General features: G+C 67.9%; 23 protein-coding genes and 4 pseudogenes. 12 read left to right on the top strand and 15 right to left on the bottom strand.

Annotation, left to right across the window (positions count from 1 at the left end):
* Positions 1 to 100 precede the first annotated feature (100 nt).
* Entirely contained in the window at positions 101 to 1,342 is a 1,242-nt protein-coding gene (locus tag LZ604_RS32905; RefSeq protein WP_234519711.1) for a PP2C family protein-serine/threonine phosphatase, read from the top strand.
* Positions 1,343 to 2,153: 811 nt separating this feature from the next.
* Here the strand turns inward: LZ604_RS32905 and LZ604_RS32900 are convergent.
* Entirely contained in the window at positions 2,154 to 2,630 is a 477-nt protein-coding gene (locus LZ604_RS32900; RefSeq protein WP_234519710.1) for a hypothetical protein, read from the bottom strand.
* Between the two features lie 245 nt (positions 2,631 to 2,875).
* Positions 2,876 to 3,781: a trypsin-like serine peptidase gene (locus tag LZ604_RS32895; RefSeq protein WP_234519709.1), complete on the bottom strand. Its 906-nt coding sequence runs from the start codon at positions 3,779 to 3,781 to the stop codon at positions 2,876 to 2,878.
* Positions 3,782 to 4,109: 328 nt separating this feature from the next.
* Between LZ604_RS32895 and LZ604_RS32890 the strand changes: the two genes are divergently transcribed.
* From LZ604_RS32890 to LZ604_RS32870, 5 genes and pseudogenes are all read left to right on the top strand, one after another.
* On the top strand, positions 4,110 to 7,826 hold the full coding sequence (locus LZ604_RS32890; RefSeq protein ID WP_344414480.1) for an nSTAND1 domain-containing NTPase: 3,717 nt from the start codon (positions 4,110 to 4,112) through the stop codon (positions 7,824 to 7,826).
* Positions 7,827 to 8,080: 254 nt separating this feature from the next.
* A pseudogene (locus LZ604_RS32885) lies at positions 8,081 to 8,149 on the top strand (hypothetical protein); the annotation flags it as partial.
* 14 nt (positions 8,150 to 8,163) lie between these two features.
* A complete protein-coding gene (locus LZ604_RS32880) occupies positions 8,164 to 9,228 on the top strand; it encodes an ISAs1 family transposase (protein ID WP_234519707.1) in 1,065 nt (354 codons plus the stop codon).
* The gene (locus LZ604_RS32875; protein WP_234519706.1) at positions 9,225 to 9,740 is read left to right on the top strand and encodes a hypothetical protein; all 516 of its coding nucleotides are present in this window, start codon (positions 9,225 to 9,227) and stop codon (positions 9,738 to 9,740) included. The genes LZ604_RS32880 and LZ604_RS32875 overlap by 4 nt, the downstream gene beginning before the upstream one ends.
* Before the next feature lie 4 nt (positions 9,741 to 9,744).
* Positions 9,745 to 10,158, top strand: coding sequence for a hypothetical protein (locus LZ604_RS32870; protein WP_234519705.1), 414 nt, complete (start codon positions 9,745 to 9,747; stop codon positions 10,156 to 10,158).
* Between the two features lie 24 nt (positions 10,159 to 10,182).
* On the opposite strand, the pseudogene LZ604_RS32865 reads toward LZ604_RS32870, so the two are convergent.
* The 4 genes and pseudogenes from LZ604_RS32865 to LZ604_RS32850 form a co-directional block, all read right to left on the bottom strand.
* A pseudogene (locus LZ604_RS32865) lies at positions 10,183 to 10,863 on the bottom strand (transposase family protein); the annotation flags it as partial.
* A gap of 41 nt (positions 10,864 to 10,904) precedes the next feature.
* A complete protein-coding gene (locus LZ604_RS32860; protein ID WP_234519703.1) occupies positions 10,905 to 12,110 on the bottom strand; it encodes an alpha/beta hydrolase family protein in 1,206 nt (401 codons plus the stop codon).
* Between the two features lie 103 nt (positions 12,111 to 12,213).
* Positions 12,214 to 12,552, bottom strand: a complete 339-nt coding sequence (locus tag LZ604_RS32855; protein ID WP_234519701.1) for a winged helix-turn-helix domain-containing protein — start codon at positions 12,550 to 12,552, stop codon at positions 12,214 to 12,216.
* Positions 12,549 to 13,295, bottom strand: coding sequence for a hypothetical protein (locus LZ604_RS32850; protein ID WP_234519699.1), 747 nt, complete (start codon positions 13,293 to 13,295; stop codon positions 12,549 to 12,551). Before LZ604_RS32850 ends, LZ604_RS32855 begins: the two co-directional genes overlap by 4 nt.
* A 304-nt stretch (positions 13,296 to 13,599) precedes the next feature.
* Between LZ604_RS32850 and LZ604_RS32845 the strand changes: the two genes are divergently transcribed.
* The 3 genes from LZ604_RS32845 (at position 13,600) to LZ604_RS32835 (ending at position 16,970) form a co-directional block, all read left to right on the top strand.
* Positions 13,600 to 14,265, top strand: coding sequence for a recombinase family protein (locus LZ604_RS32845; RefSeq protein ID WP_234519697.1), 666 nt, complete (start codon positions 13,600 to 13,602; stop codon positions 14,263 to 14,265).
* A 390-nt stretch (positions 14,266 to 14,655) separates the two neighbouring features.
* On the top strand, positions 14,656 to 14,832 hold the full coding sequence (locus tag LZ604_RS32840) for a hypothetical protein (RefSeq protein WP_234519695.1): 177 nt from the start codon (positions 14,656 to 14,658) through the stop codon (positions 14,830 to 14,832).
* A 5-nt stretch (positions 14,833 to 14,837) separates the two neighbouring features.
* Positions 14,838 to 16,970, top strand: a complete 2,133-nt coding sequence (locus LZ604_RS32835) for a SpoIIE family protein phosphatase (RefSeq protein ID WP_234519693.1) — start codon at positions 14,838 to 14,840, stop codon at positions 16,968 to 16,970.
* A 108-nt stretch (positions 16,971 to 17,078) separates the two neighbouring features.
* On the opposite strand, the gene LZ604_RS32830 is transcribed toward LZ604_RS32835, so the two are convergent.
* Positions 17,079 to 17,252, bottom strand: coding sequence for a hypothetical protein (locus LZ604_RS32830; protein WP_234519691.1), 174 nt, complete (start codon positions 17,250 to 17,252; stop codon positions 17,079 to 17,081).
* A gap of 133 nt (positions 17,253 to 17,385) precedes the next feature.
* Here LZ604_RS32830 and LZ604_RS32825 point away from each other — a divergent pair, with 133 nt between their 5' ends.
* Positions 17,386 to 17,583 carry a hypothetical protein gene (locus LZ604_RS32825; protein WP_234519725.1) on the top strand — a complete coding sequence of 66 codons (198 nt, stop codon included), beginning with the start codon at positions 17,386 to 17,388 and terminating at the stop codon, positions 17,581 to 17,583.
* A 220-nt stretch (positions 17,584 to 17,803) separates the two neighbouring features.
* Here LZ604_RS32825 and LZ604_RS32820 read toward each other — a convergent pair.
* The 3 genes and pseudogenes from LZ604_RS32820 to LZ604_RS32810 form a co-directional block, all read right to left on the bottom strand.
* A pseudogene (locus LZ604_RS32820) lies at positions 17,804 to 18,090 on the bottom strand (DUF952 domain-containing protein); the annotation flags it as partial.
* Between the two features lie 10 nt (positions 18,091 to 18,100).
* Positions 18,101 to 19,333 carry an RNA polymerase sigma factor gene (locus tag LZ604_RS32815; protein WP_234519689.1) on the bottom strand — a complete coding sequence of 411 codons (1,233 nt, stop codon included), beginning with the start codon at positions 19,331 to 19,333 and terminating at the stop codon, positions 18,101 to 18,103.
* A gap of 13 nt (positions 19,334 to 19,346) precedes the next feature.
* Positions 19,347 to 19,748 (bottom strand): YciI family protein, encoded by a 402-nt coding sequence (locus LZ604_RS32810; RefSeq protein WP_234519687.1) that lies wholly within the window; start codon positions 19,746 to 19,748, stop codon positions 19,347 to 19,349.
* Positions 19,749 to 19,886: 138 nt separating this feature from the next.
* Here LZ604_RS32810 and LZ604_RS32805 point away from each other — a divergent pair.
* Positions 19,887 to 20,080, top strand: a pseudogene (locus LZ604_RS32805) (transposase); the annotation flags it as partial.
* A 501-nt stretch (positions 20,081 to 20,581) separates the two neighbouring features.
* Entirely contained in the window at positions 20,582 to 21,025 is a 444-nt protein-coding gene (locus LZ604_RS32800; RefSeq protein WP_234519686.1) for a glycine-rich domain-containing protein, read from the top strand.
* Between the two features lie 625 nt (positions 21,026 to 21,650).
* Here the strand turns inward: LZ604_RS32800 and LZ604_RS32795 are convergent.
* The 5 genes from LZ604_RS32795 to LZ604_RS32775 all read right to left on the bottom strand — a co-directional run.
* Positions 21,651 to 22,049: a helix-turn-helix transcriptional regulator gene (locus LZ604_RS32795; protein WP_234519685.1), complete on the bottom strand. Its 399-nt coding sequence runs from the start codon at positions 22,047 to 22,049 to the stop codon at positions 21,651 to 21,653.
* A gap of 644 nt (positions 22,050 to 22,693) precedes the next feature.
* Positions 22,694 to 22,912: a hypothetical protein gene (locus tag LZ604_RS32790; protein ID WP_234519684.1), complete on the bottom strand. Its 219-nt coding sequence runs from the start codon at positions 22,910 to 22,912 to the stop codon at positions 22,694 to 22,696.
* 46 nt (positions 22,913 to 22,958) lie between these two features.
* Entirely contained in the window at positions 22,959 to 23,228 is a 270-nt protein-coding gene (locus LZ604_RS32785; RefSeq protein WP_234519683.1) for a hypothetical protein, read from the bottom strand.
* Between the two features lie 391 nt (positions 23,229 to 23,619).
* A complete protein-coding gene (locus LZ604_RS32780; RefSeq protein WP_234519682.1) occupies positions 23,620 to 23,778 on the bottom strand; it encodes a hypothetical protein in 159 nt (52 codons plus the stop codon).
* Between the two features lie 40 nt (positions 23,779 to 23,818).
* Positions 23,819 to 24,076, bottom strand: a 258-nt coding sequence (locus LZ604_RS32775) for a zinc ribbon domain-containing protein (RefSeq protein ID WP_234519681.1), incomplete at its 5' end; no start/stop codon positions are given.

Below are 24,076 nucleotides of genomic sequence, written 5' to 3'. Positions count from 1 at the left end.
GTGCGGCGGCACTCTGTACGCACTGTGCTCGGCGGGGCACCATGCCCGTGCCGGATACACGCGAGTGGCAGCTCAGGGACGTGGGGAGGAGGGTGGGGTCATGGCGGAAGGCGGCCGGCAGCCTCCTCGGAGCATGCCCGACCGGTCGGAAGGATTCGGTGAGCGGCTGCTGGGCCTGCTGCTGGACCGCGCCCACGAGATGCCACCGCAGCTGATCGCTCCACTGGTCGCGGAGGAGGTGGCCAGCATCGGCGGCCGCGACGTGTCGATCCTGCTGCAGGACTACGGACAGGAACTGCTGGCACCGCTACCCGGCAGGGGACTGCTGGTCGGCGGGCCCGAGCCGATCGCCGACTCTCCCGCCGGCAGGGCGTTCCTCAACGCGACCGCCGTCGAGGTCCCGCAGGCGGACGGTGTCCGGATATACCTGCCCCTGCTGGACGGCAGCGACCAGGTGGGGGTACTGGCCGTCACCCTGGACACCGTCGACGACGACGACCGGCGCCTGCTGGGCAGGCTCGCCGGACTGGTCGCCGACATCATCGTCACCAAGCACAGCTACACCGACCAGTTCTTCCAGGCCAGACGCCGCGAACCCATGAGCGTCGCGGCGGAGATGCAGTGGTCCCTGCTGCCGCCGCTGGCGATGTCGGCTCCGCAGGTCGCGGTCGCCGGGATCCTGGAACCCGCCTACAACATCGCCGGTGACAGCTTCGACTACGCCCTCAACGACACGATCCTGCACGCCGCAGTGTTCGACGCGATGGGCCACGGCCTGGAGGCCGCCACGATGGCGACCGTCGTCGTCGGCGCCTACCGGCACGCCCGGCGCGCCCAGGTCGACCTGTCCGAGAAGTACACCTTCATGGATCACGCCATCGCCCAGATGTTCGGGCCCGAACGCTTCGTCACGGCCCAGATGATGCATCTGGACGTCGTGGAGGGCACCCTGCTGTGGGTGAACGCGGGCCACCCGGCTCCGCTGCTCATCCGCGACCACCGGGTCGTGGAGCGGCTGGAGAGCGCGACCACCCTGCCGGTCGGCTTCGGCGGACAACGTCCCAAGATCAGCGGGCGACAGCTCCAGCGCGGTGATCGCGTGCTGTTCTACACCGACGGCGTCATCGAGGAGCGCAACCTCGCCGGAGAGACCTTCGGCGAGGACCGTCTCATCAACTGCATCAACAGCATGCAGCCGGCAGAAGAGGGACTACGCGGAGAGCTTCGCCGGCTCTCCCACACCCTGAAGGAGGAACGAGGCGGGCACACCAGCGACGACGCGACGCTCTTCCTGGTCGAGTGGCGCGGGGACACCGCCGACCACCTGACCCTCCCGGCCTGAGCTCGTCCACCACCCGAGCGCGGACTCGAGGCAGCAATGCGCAAGACCGACGGACCCAGGGCTTCGGTCTAGCTGCGAGCTTGTCGCCGTCTGATGGCTCAACGCACCCCAGCCAGCCGCGTCACTAACCTGCCCGAGCGCCGTACGCAGCCGTTCTCCGGCCCCATACCGACCCTTCCCCTAACCACTGATCGTCCCGTCACCTGATCACGGGACACCCTCAGTAGTTCGGAGAAGCCAGGTCGAGTACCAGGTCGGCTCGCCTCCCAAGCCAGTCCAGGACAGTTCCCCCCTTCGGAACCCGACCCATGAGATGGCCGGCGAGCCGGAGAGGAGAGTGCAGTGCTTGCAGGAGCACAGTTCCCTGTCACCTCTATGTGTTCAGCCCTCCCAGTGGGGATACCATTCCGGGCATTCCCCCTCCCATGCCGAGGCCGGGCGGGGACAACATGTCCCCACTCCGCCGGCAGGGCCCCGCTGATCGGGCGGTTGGGGTGCCATCTCGGAGACGTAGGCAGATGCCGTACTCGCCAACGTCGAAGTGCCACCAGATGAGCGGCCGTTGGCGCGAGAAGGGGGTGGGTGGTGCCGCAGCCGACGGCGGCCGGGGCGGCCGGGGCCGCACACGTCACAGGCCCCGGGGGGATTGAGAAGATATCCCCCCGGGGAACCGGCGCAGGGAGTCGCGCTGCTCAACGGCGGCGTAACGCCCATGCCACCCACCTGGCCGGCCGGGTGCGTTCAACGTCGTGTGGGCGGTTGACACTTGTCTCCTGGATCCGGTGTGAGTCGTTGAGGAGCCCTGGGCGCCTCATGGATTGTAGATCCACACCTGGGCAGCTGCGTGTGACTGCGGGAATTTTATCGGGTTGATATACCCCCACACCTTGTCATGGCCCGCCGACTTCCACGGGGTACACGTCTTGTGCTTCGGCCCCCAGTAATTCTTCGACCACAGCGTCTTGTGGTGGGCGAAGATACCACCGACAGCCTGGATGATTTCCACGGTGTATCCCTGATACAGGTGGTCCCCCTTCACGTTGAAGCACATCTGGACTTTTCCATATGACTGAACCTCTTTGGTTCCACGCGGGTTCTTGTAGTTGTACATCCACTTGCCCTTGACGGCGAGCGGCTGCACAGCCTGAGCTTGAGACATGTCAAAGAGCCGATGTGATGCCATGTTCCGATGCGTCACATGGTCAGCTTGGGCTGGGCCGACGTCCACCATCCCGAAGCCAAGGGCCGAGATTGCTACGGCCAGCGCGAGCCTCTTGCGTATGTACATGCTCGATTCCCTTCCGCCGCGACCGGGGCGGCGAGTCCCGGGTTGACGCCTGTGGAGCTGAGCCTTGACTTCTTTTGAGGAGATGGCCCGCCGGAGAACGGCGGGCCATCTGGCCGGCCCTTGATCAATTGCCTGACCCTCTGTGGGCACGGACCACCGCACAGTCGGCGCCTGAGTCGACGACGGCCTCATCGCGTGGCGGGGCACTCGACTGGCGGCTGCCTGGGCCGGTGGTGCTACCTGGCTCAGCGGGTGTGGGAGGTCCAGAAGCGGTCGAAGTCGCCGTCGAGGCGGTTGGCATAGGAGGTGAGCCCGTCCTTCTTGGGATCGCCGCCTTCCCGAAGCCCGCCGAGCACCCCGATGACCGTGCCCTCACCGGCGAGCGTGTTGCCCGGCCCGATCAGGACGGGGGATCCACTCACGCCGTTAGTGAAGCCGCGGCACTGGAACTGGTATTCGGGCTTGTGTCCGTTGATGACCTTTTTGGAGAGGGGTGTGGGGCCGCAGATGGTGGAGTAGTTGTACTTGCTGGGGTAGCCGACCAGCGTCGCGCGTCCGCTCCAACCGGCGTGCGACCAGTACGGGTTGGCCCCTGTGACCGACTGGATGCGGACGTGGTGGTGGCTCTTGACGTGGATGACCCCGTAGTCGTAGCTGGGGTTCTGGTGCATCGCCCAGGGCTCCGGGACGGCCCAGCCCTTGATGCCCCACTTACCGTAGGGCGCCTGCCCGTGGTAGTACGCCGGTACGAAAACCGACATGTCGTTGCCGACCTTCAGGCCGTGCCAGACCAGGCAGTGGCCTGCAGTGAGGATCGAGTCGCGGCTACCGCTCGTCACGACCGTCCCGGTGCAGCTCAGGTCCTTGCCTCCGAAGTGGTAGAAGATCTTGCCGACACGCTTGGGGTGGCCTACCGACTGGGGCGCCACGTCCGAGGCGGCGTGCCCGCTCGCGGCGTCCGCTTCCCTCATGCGCTGGGGCGTCCAGTACCGCTCGGCTGCAGTGGCCTGAGCCTCACTGACATGACCGCTCAGTGCCGCGGCCGGGACGGTGTGGGTGACGGCGGTCGCCGGGACGGCGGCGATCAAGCTGCCTCCGCCCAGGAGCGCGGTGGCGGCGAGTAGTACGCCACGGGAGCGCAGGGACACCATGCTTGCCTCCGTTGGAAGATCAGCCGGACACGAGTGCGTACGAGCATCAGGTCCGGCGAGGGAAATGTGGATGATCTGGAGGCGATCAAGCGACTGGTGCACCCCGATCACCTCCACTGCCTTGCACCATCGAGTTCAGCTGCGTGGGGATTGAATGGGCAGCCGGATTCGCCACCCTGATCAATGAACGCACCGCAGGTCAGGGGAACAGCTCAGGACAGTGACCGAAGAACGCGCCTCTTGCTTGCCCTCCTGTCCCAGGCGTGCCTACCTTCTCGCGTCAGAACGCCGCGTCCACGGGGGAAGCGGGCCGGGGAAGGGAGTCGTTATGGCGGGGCGTCGGGAAAGCCCGTTGGATCCGAGTGCGGGGCCGACGGCGCGGTTTGCTGCCGAGCTCCGCAAGCTCCGTGCTGAGGCAGGGGGTCCGACGTATCGGGTGATGGCGCAGCATGGGGGGCAGGGGGCGAGCACGCTGTCGCAGGCTGCTGGTGGTGAGCGGCTGCCGACCCTGCCCGTCGTGCTGGCCTACGTAAGAGCGTGCGGCGGTGATCCGGAGGAGTGGGAGGGGCGTTGGCGGCAAACGGCGGCTGAAGTAGCGGCGGAACCCCGGGCCGAGGATGCGGATGCCGAGCCTCCGTACCGGGGGCTTGCCCGTTTCGAACCCGGCGACGCCGACTTGTTCTTCGGCCGTGACGAGCTCACTGACCGCCTGCTCGAGCTGACCCGCTCCCGCCGGTTCACCGCAGTGTTCGGGCCGTCGGGCAGCGGCAAGTCCTCTCTGCTGCGGGCCGGTCTCATCCCCCGCCTGCGCGACCCCAACACGACAGAGTCCAGACCATCTGCCCTTCGGGTCCTCACGCCTGGCGAGCACCCGCTGAGCACTCACGCTCAGCGCATGGTGCCGGCCGAGAGGGAGGGAGACACATGGCTGATCGTGGACCAGTTCGAAGAGCTCTACACCCTCTGCCAAGCTCCGGACGAGCGGGACCAGTTCATCGACCACCTCCTGGCCGCTACCGATCCCGAAAGCCATCTGCGTGTGGTCATCTCCGTACGCGCTGACTTCCTCGGCCGCTGCGCCGAGCATCCCGCCCTGACCGCTGTGCTCCAGGACGGCACCCTGCTGGTCGGCGCGATGAGCAGCGAGGAGTTACGCGAGACCATCATCAAACCCGCCCAGACCACGGGGATGATCGTGGAACGTGCTCTGACCACGCGCATCCTTGACGAGGTCGAGGGCGAACCCGGTGCGCTACCGCTGATGTCCCACGCGTTGCGCGAAACCTGGCACTTCCGCAAAGGCCGCGCGCTCACTGAGGCAGCCTACGAAGCGGTCGGCGGTCTCCACGGAGCCATCGCCCGTACCGCGGAAGACGTCTACGGTTCGCTCACTCCCGCCCAGGCCGCTCTTGTCTGTCCCATCTTGCTGCGCCTGGTTGCCCCCGGCGAGGCGACTCCTGACACCCGTCGTCCCGCCCACCGCGGCGAGTTCGACTTCGGCGACACCACGGATGTCGCCGCCGTCCTGGAACGGCTGGCACGCTCACGCCTGATCACTCTTGACGAGGAGATCGTCGAGCTCGCGCACGAAGCCCTCATCACAGCGTGGCCGCGTTTGAAAGAGTGGATCGATGAGGACCGTCAGCAGCTGGCCCTACACCGCAGGCTGGGTCAGGACGCTCGAGCATGGGACGACCTAGGACGGGATGCAGGCGCCCTGTACCGGGGTGTCCGGCTGGCTTCAGTCGAGGAGGCCCTTGCGACTTCGCGGATAGGCGCTCACCTCACGGCGCTGGAGGAGGAGTTCTTGTCCTCGGGCCTCGCGGCGCGGGACCAGGAGCGGCAGGAGGCAGCGCGTTCTGCCCGGCGTTTGCGTGTCTTCGTCGTGAGTCTGTCGTGCATCGTCACGATGGCCCTCATGGCAGGGCTACTCGCCTGGCAGCAGAACCAGGCGGCCGATCGCCAACGTGTGCAGGCGGAGGCTCGCAGGCTTGCAGCTGTAGCGGAGAGCATGCGCTCCTCAGATCCTGCCACGGCGATGCGACTCAGCCTTGCGGCCTGGAAGATCGCCGAGTTGCCGGAGACGCGGTCCGCGCTGCTGGGCTCCGTGGCGCAGAAGGGTCAGGACACGTTCCGGGTGTCGCAGACCGCGCCAGATACCGACGTGGTACTCAGCGACGACGGAAGGTTCGCCGCCTCGGTCGTAGGAGGACGAGCCGAGCGATGGGACGTGCCGACCCATCGCAGGCTTTCCTCCTTTTCGCTCGAGGCCCTGTCGCCGCGCTGGTTCGCGATTGCTCGCGATGCGCGGACGATAGCCGTCGGCGGGGACCACGACACCGAAATATGGGACATGGTCAGGGGACGGAGGATTGACCGGCTCCCCGGCTCAGGAAGTTGGGGCTTATTTTATCCCCACGGGCACGTCCTGGGTATCTTCAACAGGTCGGAACCGGTCACCGTGAAACGGTTTTGGGACGTGCGGCGCCGACGACTGCTCTTGGAGCGCCGGGACACAAAGAGTGTGGACACAGAGATCAGTCCAGACTCCCAGTTCGCTGCGCTGTGCCCCTTCGACGGATATCTGACCGTGCGAGAGATCGCGGGAAATCGTCTCCTGCATGGTCCCTGGGAGAAGGAAATCCACGGCAAATCCTGCGACTCCGACAAGATCGCATTCACACCTCATAGCCATAAACTCGTCGTTGTCACATCTACAAAGGTGCACATCTGGGACCCTGCTTCGGGTCGTGAACTGTCTACCATCACACATCCACATCTCAGTTGGCCGAATTTCAGTCAGGATGGGAAATTCCTGGCGGCAGGCGATGGCAGCAATATCTTGCTGTGGCGGCTGGACACTCCCGATGACCCCGTATTCACGGTGCCGTTGATCAACCAGATACAAGCGGATATTCGGATCGACCTCAACGCTCGAATACTCCGGTACACCGGAAAAGGAGCTTCGCCGGTAGTGCAATCCGTCTCGCTGGGCCACGCCCTCGACCAGTCCTGGGAGAAGGAGGGCATAATCAGCGCGGTCTTCAGCCCGGACGGGCAACTGCTCGCCACGTCACGGCAGTCAATGCCCCGCAACCGTCTTCGCCTACTGGACGTACACAGCGGCAGGACGCTCACCGACCATCTGCCCACAGCGCCTTGCCCTGAAGGAATCTGGTGCTCCGATCGCATGGCCTTCTCTGCCGACAACCGGACATTTGCCTACACCGCGTCGAACGAGGCGGAGGACACCGCGCCAACAGTCATCATCGTGGACCGCCGCCATCCGGACGGAGGGACGACATTGCGGTTGCCGCCTGAGTATGAGGGCGCCAGCGTAGACGCATTGGCGCTAAGCCACGACGGTCGACGCCTGATGATCTTGCTGTCCGGGGAGACGGAGATATGGGATGTACTCCGGCATACCAGACTCGGCCGACCCATCGATGTCGGAGGCGATTCCCTTGCCCTGCGAGACGACGACCGCCTTCTCATAACAAACGAAGGTGAATTGGCCGACCTGCACTCTCACAAGATATGGCATACCCCACTTGCTCAATATGAGCCCACCGATGTGGCTTTCAGTCACGACGGCAGCTACCTCGCGGCAGCGGGCGACGGCTCCGGATGGGTGGGCCTGTGGGACAGCCGCGCCCGGCGGCGGCTGGGCGAACTCCCCGTAGACTCCGCTGACACGCCGTTGACGGACGACGCCAGGACAGACGACCACATGACCATGGCCATCTCTCATGACGGCGCGACCTTGGCCATCGGCACAAAAGACGGATCGATATACCTATGGGACGTGGCCTCCCGGCAGCGGCTCGGAGTAGCGTTATCCGATCCGGGCGGCGCAGTTCTGGCACTATCATTCAGCGGAGATGACCACACTCTGTATGCCTCGGCCACGCACATGCCACTGCTTCGATACACGCTCGACACCAGTCGGATCGCCACCGAAGTGTGTGGGAGAGTAGGTGAGGGCCTACCACCCGCCGATTGGCGGACTTATGTGCGTCATATTTCCTATCGCGCTTCCTGCTAAACGGCAGGGCTTCGGCGTAGTCGGACGGTGTCCGGTTCGTGCTGCCCTGGCTGCTGAGCCGGCTCCGCAAACCTGACAGGCACGGGTTTAGAAGATCATGGAGTTCTCTACGCCCCGTTATCCCAGTGGAAGACCGTGACTGCCGACGAATCATCGCCGATCCTGCCTGTCCTTGACCAGCTACGCGAGCACCCCCAGCTTGTACCCGAGGAGGTTTTGGGCCTGCTGGAGCGGCAGGCCGAGATCCGCGCGGCGTGCGCCACGCCTTGGCCCTGGTGCTCGCGCTGACCGCGTGCGCGGTACTGGCTGGCGCGACGTCGTTGCTGGCGGTCGGCGAATGGATCGCCGACGCGCCGGCCCACGTGCTGGAACACCTCGGGTTCGCCCCGATCCACTGCTGCCGCGCCGCCTTGTGCCCTCGGAGTCCGCGGTACGTCGGCTGCTTGCCCGCGTTGACGGCGATGCGTTGGACCGGGCGGTCGGCCGCTGGCTGGCCGACCGCCGCCCTGAGACAACCCCGAGTGCCGGACTTCGGGGCCTGGCCGTGGATGGCAAGAGCTTGCGGGGCGCGGCCAAGGCCCAGGGCCGGAAGATCCACCTGCTCGCCGCACTGGAACACACCACCAGCTTGGTCCTGGCGCAACTGGATGTCGGCGAGAAGACGAACGAGATCACCCGCTTCGAGCCCCTGTTGGATGCGATCGCCGACCTGGCCGGCGTGGTCGTCACCGCCGACGCGCTGCACACCCAGCGCGAGCACGCCGCCTACCTACTGAGGCGGCGGGCCCACTACATCATGATCGTGAAAGGCAACACGAAGAAGTTGCACAAGCAGCTCAAGTCCCTGCCCTGGAAGGACATCCCGCTGCAAGGCCGCGTCAAGGGAGTGGGCCATGGCCGTGCGGAGATCCGACGGATCAAGGTCGCCACGGTCAACGATCTGCTCTTCCCCGCAGCCCGCCAGGCCATCCAGGTCAGGCGGCGCCGCACCGACCGCAAGACCGGCACCACCACCGTCAAGACGGTGTACGCGGTCACCGGCCTTACCGCTGAACAGGCCGACCCCGCCCAACTCGCCCGATTGATCCGCGGCCACTGGCGGGTCGAGACCCTGCACCACGTCCGCGACACCACCTTCGCCGAGGACGCTTCCCAGCTACGGACCGGCAACGCACCCCGCGCGATGGCCACCTGGCGCAACCTCGCCATCGGCGCCCTGAAACTGGCCGGGACCACCAACATCGCAGCCGACCTGCGCCACAACGCCCGCGATCCACGCCGCCCGCTCGCGACCCTCGGCCTCATGAGATGGCAAAACGGGCGTCACGCGGGCACGCCGCAACCTGCCGCCATGGCTATGCCCCCCCCAATGTCGGTGGTGTCTGATGGGATGCCTGCATGACAGATCACTACCTGTTTGCCGAGATCAACGTGGAGTGGCCCGATCCCACGACCTACGAGGATATGGCGCGCGCGTGGCTGGATGGGGGCTTTGCCACCCTGGCAGGCAGCCATCGACAGGCACTGGAGGAGGGACCGAAGCTGCCTGCGGAAGCAATTCGGCGCAGCATGCCATGCGGACCCCCGCACACTGCCTGGGGCTTCGTCTCGATCGCCCGCCACGACGGGCGGCAGCTGCGCAGTTCCAGCCGCGTGATCTCGGCGCGAAGCATGTCGTGGTTCCTGCGCCAGTTGGCCGATCCCCCACGCACCGCGACGATCGGGCTCTCGGTCCTCGACGAACGCGGCTACCCAGGTAGAAGCCCTCTGCGAATTACGGTCGACCGCCCCGAGGCCCGGGATTGGCCGGAGGCGATCGATTGGGCGGTACTGTCCTGCAGAATTCCCGAGGGAGACTTGCTCGACCCCCCCACAGCAGGAGGTAGTGCTCCGCTTTCTGCGTGGCATCAGTGAAGGTATGGACCCGTCCTTCGCGAATATCACCTACGACGACGGGCTGGGCAAAACGGGTCTCGAACGCACGCTGGGTCCTCCATGGAAGTTCCCCTACGAGACAATCCCGATGAGCCGTCAGGCGCTGCGTGGATACGAGTGGTGGACGATCTGCCCAAAGGAACTGGCCGGACCCCTCGGCGGTGCAGGTGCCCTGCGCGCCACCGGCGCGTTCCATGAGGTCGTCCGCCTGCCATCGGGCGCGTTGTGGCTACAGGCGACGAAGAACTACCGGGACTACGGCCCCGACGCGTACGCAGCGGTGTTCCACGCGCTGGCTCCGGCCCTCCCTGCTGGCATACCGAAACGCTTCGATCAACGTGACGACGAACCGGCAGAGCGCATCATCTACCTCGACGCATCAGCCGTCAGACCGTGACGACACACAGAGCCTTTTCCATCCTCAGCCTGAGCTGGTCAGGTGGAGGGTGAGGACGGCTTGGACGAGGCTCGTGATCCGGGTCGTCGAGCAGCGGAGCTTGCGGAGAAGCCGCCAGGACTTGAGGGTGGCGACGGCCTGTTCGACCAGCGCCCGGATCTTCGCGTGGGATCGGTTGACGGCCTGCTGGCCGGTGGACAGGCGGTCCCATCGGCCGCGGTAAGGGACGCGTACCGCGCCGCCTGCGCCCTGGTAGCCCTTGTCTGCCCAGCAGGTGATGCCGGCCTCGGTGAGAGCGGCGATGATGCCGTGCTCGCGAGCGGCCCGGACGTCATGGACGGCACCGGGACGGGCCGGTGAAGCCCACAGGAGACGGCCCTTCGGGTCGGCGATGACCTGCACATTCATGCCGTGCTTGTTGTGCTTCCCCGAGTAGAATGGCCGGTCGACAGCGATCCGGTCGATCGGCAGGAGCGTGCCGGCCAGGATCACGAACGCCTTCCTGCACGCTGTGATCATCGCTGAGGCCAGGGGCGGGGCAATGGCGGCCAAGACGTCAACGGCCTCGTGTATGTAGCGATACACGGTCGCGATACCGACGCCGAACCCGGCGGCGAGTTGGGCGTAGGTGTCCCCGCACCGCAGGTGTGCAAGCACAAGCAGAGCCTGCCGGCCGACGGGAAGCCGCCGCCAGCGCGTCCCCTGGCGGTCTTGGTCGGATCGCGCATTGCGCGGTCCGACGCTTCTCATGGGATGAACTTCACCTCTGGGAAGGCCGCGCTCGGGCCGTCGAGCAGATGTCCCCGGCGGTGTCGCAGGTGCAGGTCGAAGAACGCGAGCGGGTAGGCCTGCTGGATCCGGACGGCTCGAGCCGGATCGAGGGTGCCGATCATGTCCTGGATCTGCTGGCTCGTCATGCCGAGGACCTTGCCCGCTTGCGGGATCAGTGTCGCGTAGTCGCCGTACGTCTTGTGGATGGCCCCCTCGGCCTGGATGTTCAGACGCCAGCCGCGAAGGTGTGTCCAGAACTCGGCGACGTCCGGCATGGCGGCCCGGGTAAACGAAGCGGTCATCATCATGAACGGCCGGTCCAGGTCGGTGGTGATGGTCGGCTGCATCGGACCGTCGATACTGAGCCCGGCGCCAACGCGCTGGTCGGCGAGCATGGTGAGCGCGGTGGCGGTGCCGCCCTTCGACCAGCCGAACGCGCCGATGCGCTGCGGGTCGAGGGCGCCGAGCAGTCCCTGGGGCAGTGGCCTGCCGTCGACGTCGGGGTTGTGCCCGGCGGCCATGGCCTCGACGGTGTCGAGCACGAACCGGATGTCCGTGGCGAAGTCCCGGGGCCCCAGGAACGGCGGGACCTCTGCCGGAACGGTGAGCCGGCCGTCGGGGAACTCGCTGAACGCGTCGTACGTGTGGTCGACGGTGACCACGGCGTAGCCGTGGCTGGCGAGTTCCTGGACCATGATGGTGTGGTCGCCGCGATGGCTGCCCGCGCCGTGCGAGTACACGAGGACGGGCAGACGATGGCCCGTTTGGTGCACGGGTGCGCCCACGTGTGCGGCGGTGAGTGGACCGAGGGCGGGATCGAGGGGGAAGCCGAAGTCCGCCAGAAATGCCCGCAGCGCACCCTGGGTCATCCAGGGAGCACGCGGCAGGTCCTTCGTCTTGCAAGCGGGGTACCAGACGGTGGCCATCAACTCGCGGTGATGTCCCGGGCCGGCCACGGGATCCGGACGCGAGGTGTCGACGAGGTGGAGCGGCACTGTGCCCACCGGGTGCGGCCCGGTGGGCCTGGGCAGCGTGAGCTGCGACGGACCGGGGGCGGCCGGAGCCGCCCACGCCTGGCGCGCTGCGCTGATCGGCACGGCGGCCCCGACCCCCGTTATCAGCGCGGCTGCGAGCATGCGGCGGCGCGTCAGGTCCGTCGTGGTGACCGGTGTGATGGTCACGTGTCCTCCCTGGGTTTCTTGGACGGTGTTCGGTGTGCTGTCCGGGTCCGCCGGACGTCGGCGGGAGCCGCTCACGGCTCACCACGGTTCGCCGGGGTGCGGATCAGGCCTCCGGGGCTGAGCTGCCGTGCTCGATCTGGTGGATGAGTCGCTTGAGCTGGGTGACCTCGTCCCGCAGGGCGCGCTCCCCTGCGGGGGTGAGGGAGAGCCAGGTGCGGGCCCGTTTGCCCTCGTAGCCCTTCTCGATCTCCACCAGCCCGGCCTTCTCCAGCACGGACAGGTGCTGGCTGAGGTTTCCGGCAGTGAGGCCGAGCGCCGTGCGCAGGAAGCCGAACTCGACCCGGCGCGCCTGGTGGGCAACGGTGAGGATGCCGAGGCGCACGCGCTGGTGGACCACGTCGTCCAGGCCGGTGATGGGGTGCTGCTCGGGCTGATCGGTCATGACGCGTTGCGCCGGCCGGACAGCTCGGCCAGGCCGAAGCCGAGGGCGCTGAGCAGGAGCAGCACGCCGGGGATGCCGAAGGTGGGCAGAGCGGACCACGGCGAGGTGAACGGGATCCCCGCCCAGCCGGTGGATAGCGGCACCAGCTCGATGGCCAGGTACACCACAGCGAGCAGCAGCAAGGCGCGGCTGCGCTCCACCCAGGCCAGCACCAGCAACGGCAGCCCGACGGCCATGGCGTTCCCGGCGAGCCGTTCGAGGAACCTCGTCACCCCGGAAGTGGGGTCGAGGTGCAGGCCCCAGAAGTCGAGCGGTTCGCCGAGCTGCGGCATCCCGTGGCGCAGGCTCCACATCGCGGTGGCACTCGCCAGGGCGACCAAGACGATCCCCGTCAGGACGTAGGGCCGGACCCGGGTCCCGACACCGCGGTTGCGGGAGCGGCGGATGTAGAAGAACGCCGTCGCGGCGTAGGCCAGGGCGAGCCCGAGGGGCCAGTAGACCGCCGAGCCCTGCGTGACCAGGGTGCAGCCGCTGCCCGCCGCGGCTTCACCCGCCGGGCAGGCAACGGTCTCGACCTTGAAGGTGAAACGGTCGACCAGGATCCCGCCCAGTGTGAGCACGCCCAGCAGCAGGAGGGGGAACCAGGTGCCGCGCTGCGCGACACGGACCCGGCGCGTCAGGTCGCCGAGGCCCGCGAGGACTTCGTGGGGAGTGCCCTGAGAGGGCGCCGATGCGTCTGTCATGCCGACAGCTTTGCATTACAAACCAGTTATGACAAGAAATCTATGTGCACTCCAAGGTCGGATCCGGGAGACCCGGTGGTCCGAGGTCGACCCTGCGGCCTGCGTTGATGCCCAGGGGCCATCAAGTCCTCGTCCGAACACCTTCAGACACGCGCCGACAGAACACAGGCTTCAACAAACCATGGCGTTTGTTGAAGACCAGCAGCCGGACCGCCCGACGGCCTCTCATGGCCTTCAAAAACTCCTTCAAAAACCAGGCTTGTTCAAGAACTCCGGCACACCGTTTTCTGACAGAATCCCGGGCGTGAGCACCCCCTCCGAGCCCGACGTCTTCGACCTCCTGGTCGCCGAACCCGCCCACCGCACCGAGATCCTCATCGGCTACGCCCGGGTCTCCACCGGCGGGCAAAAGCTCGACCGCCAGATCGACGCACTCACCGCCGCCGGGTGCCGACGCATCTTCGCCGACAAGAAGTCCGGCAAGGACGACCTCCGGCCCGAGCTCAAGGCCTGCCACGCCTTCCTCGCCGCCGGCGACACCCTGGTGGTCTCCGCGCTCGACCGCTACGGCCGCTCCCTCAAGGACTTGGTGAACATGGTCGGTGAACTGCGCCGCCGGGAGATCGGGTTCTGCTCGCTGCACGAGCGCCTGGACACCACAACCCCCGGCGGCCGGCTCGTCTTCCACGTCTTCGCCGCGCTCGCCGAGTTCATCCGCGAGCTGATCGTTTCCGGCACCCGCGAGAGCTTGGACGCCGCACGCGCCCGCGGCCGGGTCGGCGGTCGGCCCACCGTGGCCACCCCCGAGATCATCCGCGCCGCCCGCGACATGCTGCCCAACCCCGAGAACTCGATTACCTCGATCGCCAAGCTCCTCGGGGTCAGCCCCGGCACCCTCTACAACCACATCCCGGACCTGCAAGAGCTCCGCGCCTCCGGCCGCGTTCCGAACCAGCTCACTGGCAGCTGACCGCTCCTGCTACTGGCCGTTCCGATCCTCCCCGAGGGCCATGAGGATGACGACGAGGCGGAGGACTGACCGGCTGCTGGGCGGTGGCCCGTCAGTCACGTGGGGGAGGCCGTCTCAGCGGGGCGGGCGTATTGTCCGTATATGGGTGACGTGTGGTGTGGCTGGTGCGGGGCCCGGATCCAGGGGGAAGCGGTGGGTGGCCGCCGGTACTGCCGGCCGGCGCACCGGCAAGCAGCCTGGCGTGCACGCCGCCGCTGGAGTCAGGCGGCCACGGCCCGGGAAGGGATGGCCGAGGCCGGTGAGGAACTGATCTGTCAGGTACAAACCCTCGCCCAGCGGGCTCATGAGCTGCCGCCGCCGGGGCCGTGCACGCAGTGGCACAGCGCGGCAGTGGCACGCGTGTCGGACCTGGCCGGGCAGCTGGTCAGGGCGGCGGTGCGCGCGGACCGGCAGGCAGGGGCCAGCTGGGCGCAGATCGGTGCCGGTCTGGGCATCAGCGCCGAGGCGGCCCGCAGCCGCTTCGGGCGCACCCGTGGGAGCACTGCGCCGGCCGCTAGGACCGGGTGAACGCCATGCGGCAGCCTGCCGACCCCGGCCTCGAATCTGGTTTCGCTGCGGAGCGCCTGGATTCTGTTGTGGCCGACGTTGTGCGGGAGACCGGTGCGTCGGCTGCCCAGGTGTTTTTGCTGCAGCCCGGAGAGCAGGTGCTGCGGCTGGCGCTGCTGTCGGGTATCTCCTGGCGGATCGCCGCGCCATGGGCCCGCATTCCCGTAGATGCTCCGATCCCGGTGCTGGATGCGATGCGGCAGCGGCGTCTGGTGTGGCTGGGCAGCCAGGAGGAGCTGGCGCGCCGCTATCCCCGGCTCGGGATCGTGCTGCCGTACGACTTCATGCTCGCCGCGGCTCCTCTCACCAGCGGCGACACGGTGTGGGGCGGCATCGTGCTGCTGTGGCCCATCTGGCACCCGCCGCAGCTCAGCGAACACGAACGCCAGGCGGTCACCACCTGCTGCCGACGCGTGGCGGACCTCTTTGAGCAAGCCGCGCATCACGGCCGTCCGCTGAGATTTCCTGAGGAGCCTCGGGTTCTTGCCCCGCAGCTTGCAGAGGCCGACCCCGCCGAGGCCAGGGCCGCGCTCTGCTTCACCGAACGCCTTCCGGTGGGCTGCTGCGCCCTCGACCTCGAGGGCCGGCTCACCTTCATCAACGCCGCCGCTGCCAACCTGATGGAGGCCGGCGCCGCCCGTCTGGTGGGCAAACGCCCGTGGGAGGTGCTGCTGTGGCTGCACCACCCGCTCTTCGAGGAGGGCTACCGGGCAGCGTTGATCTCCCGTCAGCCCACGTCCTTCACCGCCGTGCGTCCCCCGGACACGCCGCTGCTCTTCCAGCTCTACCCCGACGGCAGCGGCATCAGCATCTTCATCACCCCCGCCGCACAGTCGGCCACCACCGGCCCGGGACAGCAGCTGCGCTCTCCGGACGAACCGGTGAGCGCCGCGGGCCTGTATCTCCTGACCCACCTGGCGGCCGCTGTCACACACGCTGCGGGCGTCCGTGACGTGGCCGAACGGGTCGCCGACCAGATCGTGCCCGCCTTCGGCCCCCAGCGCCTGATCCTGATGACCACGGAGGAAGGCCGACTGCACATCGTCGGCCACCGCGGCTACAGCACCGACTTCGTCCGCCGCTTCGACGGCACCTCCCTGACCTCCGTAACCGCCGTCGCGCATGTCCTGACCACCGGCGACGCCGCCTTCTTCCCCACCTTCGCCGACTTCCAGCGCGCCTATCCCGAGGGCCCCCGCTACGAGAAGACCAACGCCTGGGCCTTTCTGCCTCTGACCGTCTCCGGGCGTCCCATCGGCTCTCTCGTCCTCTCCTACGACCAGCCCCGCCCCTTTCCCCCGGCAGAACGCGCCATCCTCACCTCCCTCGCCGGACTGATCGCCCAAGCCCTGGACCGCGCCCGCCTCTACGACACCAAACACACCCTCGCCCACACCCTTCAGACCGGCCTACTGCCGCACACCCTGCCCCGCATCCAGGGCCTGGACGTCACCGCCCGCTACCTCCCCGCCGGCCGCGGCATGGACATCGGCGGCGACTTCTACGACCTCATCCGCCGCGACGCCACCACCGCCACCGCGGCGATCGGCGATGTCCAGGGCCACGACCCCACCGCCGCCGCCCTCATGGGACAGGTCCGCACCGCCGTCCACGCCAACGCCACCGCCGGGATATCCCCCGGCAACGTCCTCGCCCGCACCAACCGCCTCCTGACCGACCTCGACCCAGGGCTGTTCACCAGCTGCCTGATCGCCCACCTCGATGCGGCCCACCACCGCGCCCGGCTGGCCAACGCCGGACACCCCCCGCCCCTGCTCGCCCATCCCGACGGACACGCCGAAGTCCTCCGCCTGCCGCCCGGGCTGCTCCTGGGCATCGACCCCGACGCCGACTACACCACCACCGAGATCCCCCTCCCACCGGGTACCGTCCTCGCCCTGTACACCGACGGACTCGTGGAAACCCCCGGCATCGACATCGACGACATCACCCACGACCTTGCCCAGGACCTCGCCCAAGCCCGGGCCCAGGACCTGGACCACCTCGCCGACACCCTCATCCACCACGCCACACGAGGCGCTCCCCGCCACGACGACATCGCCCTCCTGCTCATCCGCCCGAAACCCAACGGCGGCTGACAGCATCACCGCGGGCACCGCGTCTCTCAGAAATGAACAGATGTGAGAGTTCTGCGAGAGCCCCGGAGGTGATCACGTTTCCCCGGGTCGCCGGTCGCAAAAGCCCTCTCAAAAAAGTTCGATGAGACGCGCGGACAGGTCACGGGCACCGAACTTGTAGGCCACGGCGTCGGCCGAACGGTAGGCCCGCACCAGCAGTCCCGCTAAATCAGCGCGCTCTCCCGCGGAGGCCTGATGGCAGGCGCGGGCGAGTTCGGCGAGCAAGTCAGGCAGCTTGCGCACGATACGCGTGTACTGGGCTGCCAATCTCCAGCGAGCGGCTTCGGCGACGGCCACCCGCAGCTCGCTGAGGGGGCGCACCGGACCGTTGCTTGTCGCTGCGACTCGCCTAACCCCCTCCCAGGTCGCCCGCGGAGTGCGCCACCTGCGTGACGTCGGCGCCGCCGAGAACCTCACCCCGATCATCTGGCGCCGCAAGGACGGCTACCTGTTCTCCGACGAGCCCGCCGACTGGATCGAGTACGAGAAGAAGCAGTTCCGCCTGGTGCTAAGAGTTGTCCCGCGATCGCCGTGGCAGGAGCGGTCCGCGGGTGCTCGGCCCCTCGCACAGTGACGAACCCGGTGTTGACAGGGAGGTTCGTTAGCTTTTGAGTGGCTCTTGCGTCGCCTGATGGTGTGGGCGCGGGCGGAATCTGCCGGTCCGCAGCTGGTGGTCTGCTGGTGTGGCGGGGTGAGTGAACGCACGCCGTACCCGAGCGACTTATCGGACGAGCAGTGAACATCCAGCCCCTGCTCGACGCGCTCGACATCCAGGAGGCCGCCGCTCGGGCCCTAGGTATCGGCCCGTAGATGTGCGGAAACTCCTCGCCGCCCGGCTCCGGGCCTCGTACCTCACCGGCACGCCGAGCCGTTCCGGGTCGATGACCAGGACCACGAGGTCATCCGGGCCCTCGTACTAGCCGTACAGGAAGGCCGCCACGCGCGGGAGCTGGGCGCGGGTGGAGCAGTGGATGAAGCCCTCCTCCTGGAGAGTGCGGCCACGCGTCGACATCTGGTACGTGCCGGTCTCGCGGGCCGCGTCCCACAGGGAGCGTTCGGTGATGTGCGTCAGCTCGGGCATGAGCGACACGTTAAGTGATGTCGCCGAGGCGGGCCGCACGGGCCCGGAGGTAACGCTGTTCGGGGAGGCTCAGGGTCTTGTCGGCGGCTGACTCGTAGGCAGCTCGGGCGGCCTCGGGGTCGCCGGCGCGTTCCAGGAGGTGGGCGCGGACCGCGTCCAGGCGATGGCCTGTGATCAACTCCGGTGCGAGCGCGTCCAGTTCAGCCAGACCAGCCTTCGGTCCGTGGACCATGGCGATGGCCACGGCACGGTTGAGGCGTTCGACAGGGCTGGGGACAAGGTGGACGAGGACGTCGTAGAGGCCGAGGATCTCGGGCCAGTCGGTGCTGTCGGGCGAGTCCGCCTCGTCGTGGACGGCGGCGATCGCGGCCCTCAACTGGTAGGGGCCGGGGCGGCGTTGGGACAGAGCCCAGGTCACTAGGGCCACGCCCTCCTCGATCGCCGCCTTGTCCCACAGTCCGCGGTCCTGCTCGTCGAGGGGGATCAGTTCGCCGCCCGCCCCGGTCCGCGCGGCGCGGCGGGCGTCGGTGAGGAGCATCAGGGCGAGCAGGCCGGTGACCTCACAGTCGCCGGGCAGCAGGCGGTGCACCGTACGGGCCAGCCGGATGGCCTCGCCCGCGAGTTCGGCCCGCTGGAGGGAGGCTCCGGAGGTGGCCGTGTAGCCCTCGTTGAAGATCAGGTAGAGCGTGTGGAGGACGGCGGGCAGCCGCTCCCCCCAGTGATCGGGGCGGCCGAAACGCGTGCCCTTCACCCGCTGCTTGGCCCGGCTGATCCGCTGGGCCATCGTCGCCTCCGGCACCAGATGCGCGCGGGCGATCTCGGCCGTCGTCAGACCGCCGACGGCCCGCAGCGTCAGCGCGATCTGGGCGGGCGGGGGCAGATCCGGGTGGCAGCAGAGGAAGAGCAGGGTCAGCGTGTCGTCCTCGGAGGGCGCACGATCAGGCCCGGGCGGCGGCGCGGTGAAGGCGTCGCGCGGTGTGAGCGCCGCCGCCTTCTCCTCACGCAGCCGCCGCGCCTGATCACTGCGCAGCGCGTCCGTTAGCCGCCGCGAGGCGACCCTGATCAGCCAGCCCCGCGGATTGTCCGGAACCCCCGACTCGGACCACTGCCCGGCCGCTGCCAGCAGCGCCTCCTGTACGGCGTCCTCGGCGGCGTCGAAGTGCCCGTACCGGCGTACGAGCGCGCCGAGGACCTGCGGCGCGTGCAGGCGCAGCAGGTCCTCGACCTCGCTCGTACGTCTCAAACGTCTCCCCTGCTCACACTTCGCCGAGCGGCCGGATGACGACGGGGTACGTGTTCGCGCCCTCGGGAACGGGGCACTGGGTGACCCGCGCGGCGATCTCCGTGACCCGCTTCAGGCTCTCGCACTCCAGGAGCCAGTAACCGGCGATCACTTCCTTGGTCTCGCCGTACGGCCCGTCGGTGATCACGGGCTTGCCGTCCGCGCCGGCGCTGACAAGGCGGGTCCTGGCAGGCTCGGCCAGCCCCTGGGCATCGATGAACTCGCCTGTCTCGGCGAGGTCGTTGTTGATCGCCCCCATGTGCTGGAACATCGCCTGCATATCCTTGTCGCTCCAGGCAGGGAGACCGGCGGCGGGCTTGCCCGCCTGTGCCTCGTAGTCCGCCTGCGTGCCCTGCACCATCACCAGGTACTTCATGAGTCCGCTCCTTCGGCTCGGGCCGCCCGTGGTGGGCGGCTCTCACAGGGGACATCGGAGCCGGCCCGCGATTCTCTACACGCTCGCGGACGTTTATTCAGGCTCGCGGGAAGAGCGTCAGGAGTCCTGCTGCTTGGGGGAGCCAAGACAGCCGTCGGCAACACCACGGTGATCGCAGACGGAGGCTACCGGGGTACCGCCCTGATCACCCCGCATCGTCGCGAACGCGGTCAGCGCGACCTCCCGGCCTGGAAGGAGGAACACAACCGCTCGCACAACAGGCCCGAGCCCGTGTCGAGCATGCCCTTGCTCGCTTGAAGGGCTGGAAGCTGTCCGGGCTGCTTTGCGGCGTCCTTGACTGGGGAAAGTTCTGACCGCGGCCTCGGCTTGGGTGACGTCGAAGGATCTTGGTGCGGTTGAGTCCGTGTGGAAGCTTGGCGCGAGGGCTGGGGCAGGCGCCCTGGACTGTTGCCTCTGAGCACGTGAGTCAGATTCCTAAGTTGGCTGTGCCCTCACCAGGCCGGGGTCGTTTGGCGATGACGGTCTCCGCTGCTGAACCCGCTGCGATGGACGGGCTCTGATGCGCGCCATCGGCCGGTATTCCGGTGTCATGTTCATCGTCATGATCAGCGGGTCGTGCGGCCTGGTGATCGGCATGGCACTCGCTGCCGGCAAGTAGACCGGCCGCCCCGAGCGGGTGCCAGTTCCCCGGCTCCCCCGTCCCCGTTCGGGGCTGGCCTTCCAAGCCCGCTTCCTGGTCGTCGATGAGTCCAGGCTCAGCGACCGATGCAGGCGGTAGGTGCCACATCCCGCCACAGACGAGGAGTTTTCGCATGACGGAAACGGCGAACGATCAGAGGACCGGTCGCGCGGTGGCTGGTGAGGAGCTGTCCGAGAGCCTCACCCACTTCGTGGTCGTCCACAACGGGCAGTCGCCCGAGCGTGCCGAGCGGATCGCGGACCAGGCGGTGGCCTTCGTGGTCACCGCAGCCACTGCCACCGTCCCCATGGTCCCGTTGGACGACGTGGACCTCGGCCTGCACGCCCTCATCCTGCACACGAAGGAGTACGCCGAGCTGCGCGAGCGGTACGCAGGCCGCTTCCTGCACCACAACCCGACGCCGGGCGGCGGGGCCCGTAACCCGGAGAAGGTCGCCGCCTCGGCACGCGCCATGAAGGCCGCAGGGTTCATGGTCTGCGACGACCTGTGGACCGTGAACGGCACGAACCTCGCGCAGTGCGACTCGAACTGCGGCCGGCCCTACGGTCAGGCGTAGCACACGACAGCAGCGACGCGGCCGGCCTCGACTCGTGGTCGGCCGCGTTCGCCCGGAAGGAGAAGAGACGTTGTCCGGGTCACCCCCTGAACTGCCGATCGTGGTGCTCGACGCGCTCATGCCCACCTCTTCAGCGCCTGGTCGTGGACCGCAGTTCGGCCAGCGCTTGCACGCAACCCAACGCCACATTGGCGTGCGCTGTACGTCGCCGTGCGCCCAGCCCTTGGCGTGCACCTGCCCGCCATGAGCAAGGGCGAGGTCGATGAGCGGTTCCGAGGGCCTGGTCGTCAAGGTGTACCTGGCGGCCGCTGCTCTTGGACGGCGGGGATACGATCACGCGGCGTTTGGCCATGCCACCAGCCTCGCCGCGTCCGCTGTCGCGCGCACGCAGGAAGCGACAGTGGGTGGCGGCTGGAGCCGTGGCAAAGCCTTGAGGTCGGCGCGTACCGGCCCGCCTCGCTGGTGTGAGGGCGAGGCGGGCCGTGCGCCCGACTGGTGTCGGACTGGATGGTGTGATCTCAGTCTGGCAGGGCTGGCGGACGCAGTGAGGCACTCTGCGACTGTGGGCAGCCTCTCGGGTGACGCACTGGTCAGCCGTTCGGGAGGCCGACATGCAATGCGCTGGTCAGTCTTCTGCGGCCTTGTGGTAGGCGCGGCGCCCGGCGAGCGTCTGCGTGACGGTGGCGCCGTACCAGCGGTGCGCGCGGCCGGAGGTGTCGTCGGGCTCCGGCCAGCGGCCCCGGCTCCGGTCGGAGCGGATCGTGGCGGCCGTGATCCCGGTGAGGGCTTCGATCTCCCGGGCGGTGTAGAGGCGGCGGGGCTCGAGGGCGGCCGTCGGCCGCTCGAGGTGCTCGGCGACGACCTGGTCGACGGCGATCGGGTCGAAGAGCAGGAACTTGCCGCGCTTGCCGATGGGCTTCGGCCATCCGGGGTGACGCGTCCACTGGTTCCGTACGGTCGTATAGGTCCGGCCGTGGCGGGCAGCGATCTCGCGGTACGTCTCGCCTTGCGGTGTGTCTACCATGAAGGTGTCTGTCCTTCGAGGATGGTTGGTGACCGTCGGGGGTTTTGCGGCGGGCTCTTCGGCGTCCGTGAGCTTCGGCCCGGCCCCCGCTGGTCGTCTGTCTCAGCTTGATGAGAGGCCCCCGGCTGGATGCCGGGGGCCTCGGTGTGTCACCCCTGGTCTTCCGTGAGTTCGTGGGCGACGACGATGAGCGCGTCACCGGCGGTCACGAGGTTGATCCGGATTTCCAGGGCCACCACGTGTTCCCCGGTGTCGAGGAACCTCTGAAGAGGTGAGCTGCGGAGAGCCAGTGGAGCGACCCTCCCCAGATCCCTGCCTTCTACCCGCTCGCCGAACGGATCGCTTCCTTCCGCGCATCAAGCCCGGACGCCCTGCTGCACGACATCCACCGCGACCTGCTCGCGTACACCGGCGAGCAACTCACCGACGACGCCGCCTTCCTGATCATCGAACGCACCCCATCACGCCATCTGCACCGGCCGCTCCTCGTATCCCAGGCCGACGGATCGCACCCGTCCACAGCCGGCTGACCGTCACGGTCTGGCCCACTGAGCACGTTCCGCGCATTCCGACACCCTACGAGCGCATTTCGTCGGTTGCCCGAAATTGCCCCAACTCCTAGGGAAGTTGAGGCCGGTTCGGGGTCAGCCGAGCTGCCAGCCGGACAGCTGGCCGTCATCGCCGACCTCGGCGGTCAGCCGGACACCGGGCAGGTCGCTGACAGGCACGCCGACGGCCGCGGCGATGTCGGCGGCCGGGTAGCGCTCCGGCTCGGTGCGCTCTTCCGGCGGGACATCAGCGACGATCTCGGCCTGGTCGCCGAAGAGCAGCAGGACTCGAACTGTGACGCGCTCGGTGGTCATGGGGTCATCCTTCCGCGATCATGCGCGAGGTGGTGGGGTAGTGCGCTCAGCGTCCCGGTCTCCTGGAAGTGGCGGCTGCGAGTGGCACGAGGATGATCATGCTCGCCCAGTAGGCGAGGGTGATCAGGATCGGCTCGCCGATGAACAGCATCAGGATGAAGCCGAGGATGCTGCCGGTCTCGAGGTGAACGGCGATCAGAGGCATGGTGCCGCCGATGAGGACGACGATGCTGCACCAGGTGGCCCACACAGTTGCTGCGAGGCCGAAGAGGATGGCGAGGGCGCCCACCCAGGCGGGCGGTTCATTACGGGGCATGGTGATCCCTAGGTCGTGACCAGCGCGGGGGGTGGGGTGCCAGTGTGCAGGCGACGTGAACGCCAAGTGGCGGTCGTGACGGCCTCGTTACTGCGGGAAATCTCGACGAGGTGGGCGGCGGTCACAGCCGTCCGCCTTTCGTGTGCTGAGCTATGCGGGCGTGCGCGGTTGCCATGCAGGCGTCCCAGCCGGGCACCGGCGGGCCGAGCACCCCCAAGGACGCCCCTCGCGGGGTAAGCCCCGCACGCGCCCAGCGGAAGATCCCGCGCCTACACGAACCGGCGCGCCCTAGGGTCCACCTTGCCCAGGGTGCATGCCCAGAACATCATGTCGAGCATTCCGAAGGTCAGGCGCAGCATCAGTCGGACCAGAGAGATTGCCAGCCCCAGCACTACCGGCCCACCTTCCAGTCGACGTCCAGGATCGCCGCGTGCACGGCCGCGACGATCAACGTGAATACCAGCACGCCGCCCGACCAGTTCTTCGCGTTGCCGACCAGTGACGCAACGATCGGCGTGCCCCACGCGAAGACGGCGTAGAGAGCGGGCACGTACGTGACTCCTCCCCCTCGTGAAGGAGGGGGCTTCTCGTTATGCCGGGTTGGCGTCGCGATGGACCAGCCCGGCCCGTAGAACGTTCAGGGCGCCCACCGTGTCCGCGTGTGCCTGGTGGCCGCACGAAACGCAGTGGAACTTCTCCTGGGTGGGCCGGTTCTCCGCTGAGACATGCCCGCATTCAGGGCATGTCCGGGAGGTGTTGCGGGGGTCCACGGCGATCACTTTCCGTCCGGCGCTTTCAGCCTTGGCGTGCAGGATCGTCAGGAACACCCCCCATCCGGCATCAGAGAT

Origin of the sequence: Streptomyces glomeratus (genome assembly GCF_021462825.1) — a bacterium.
Lineage (GTDB): Bacteria > Actinomycetota > Actinomycetes > Streptomycetales > Streptomycetaceae > Streptomyces > Streptomyces glomeratus.
The sequence above is the reverse complement of the archived record's forward strand: the minus strand, read 5'-3'. Positions and strand labels throughout refer to the sequence as shown.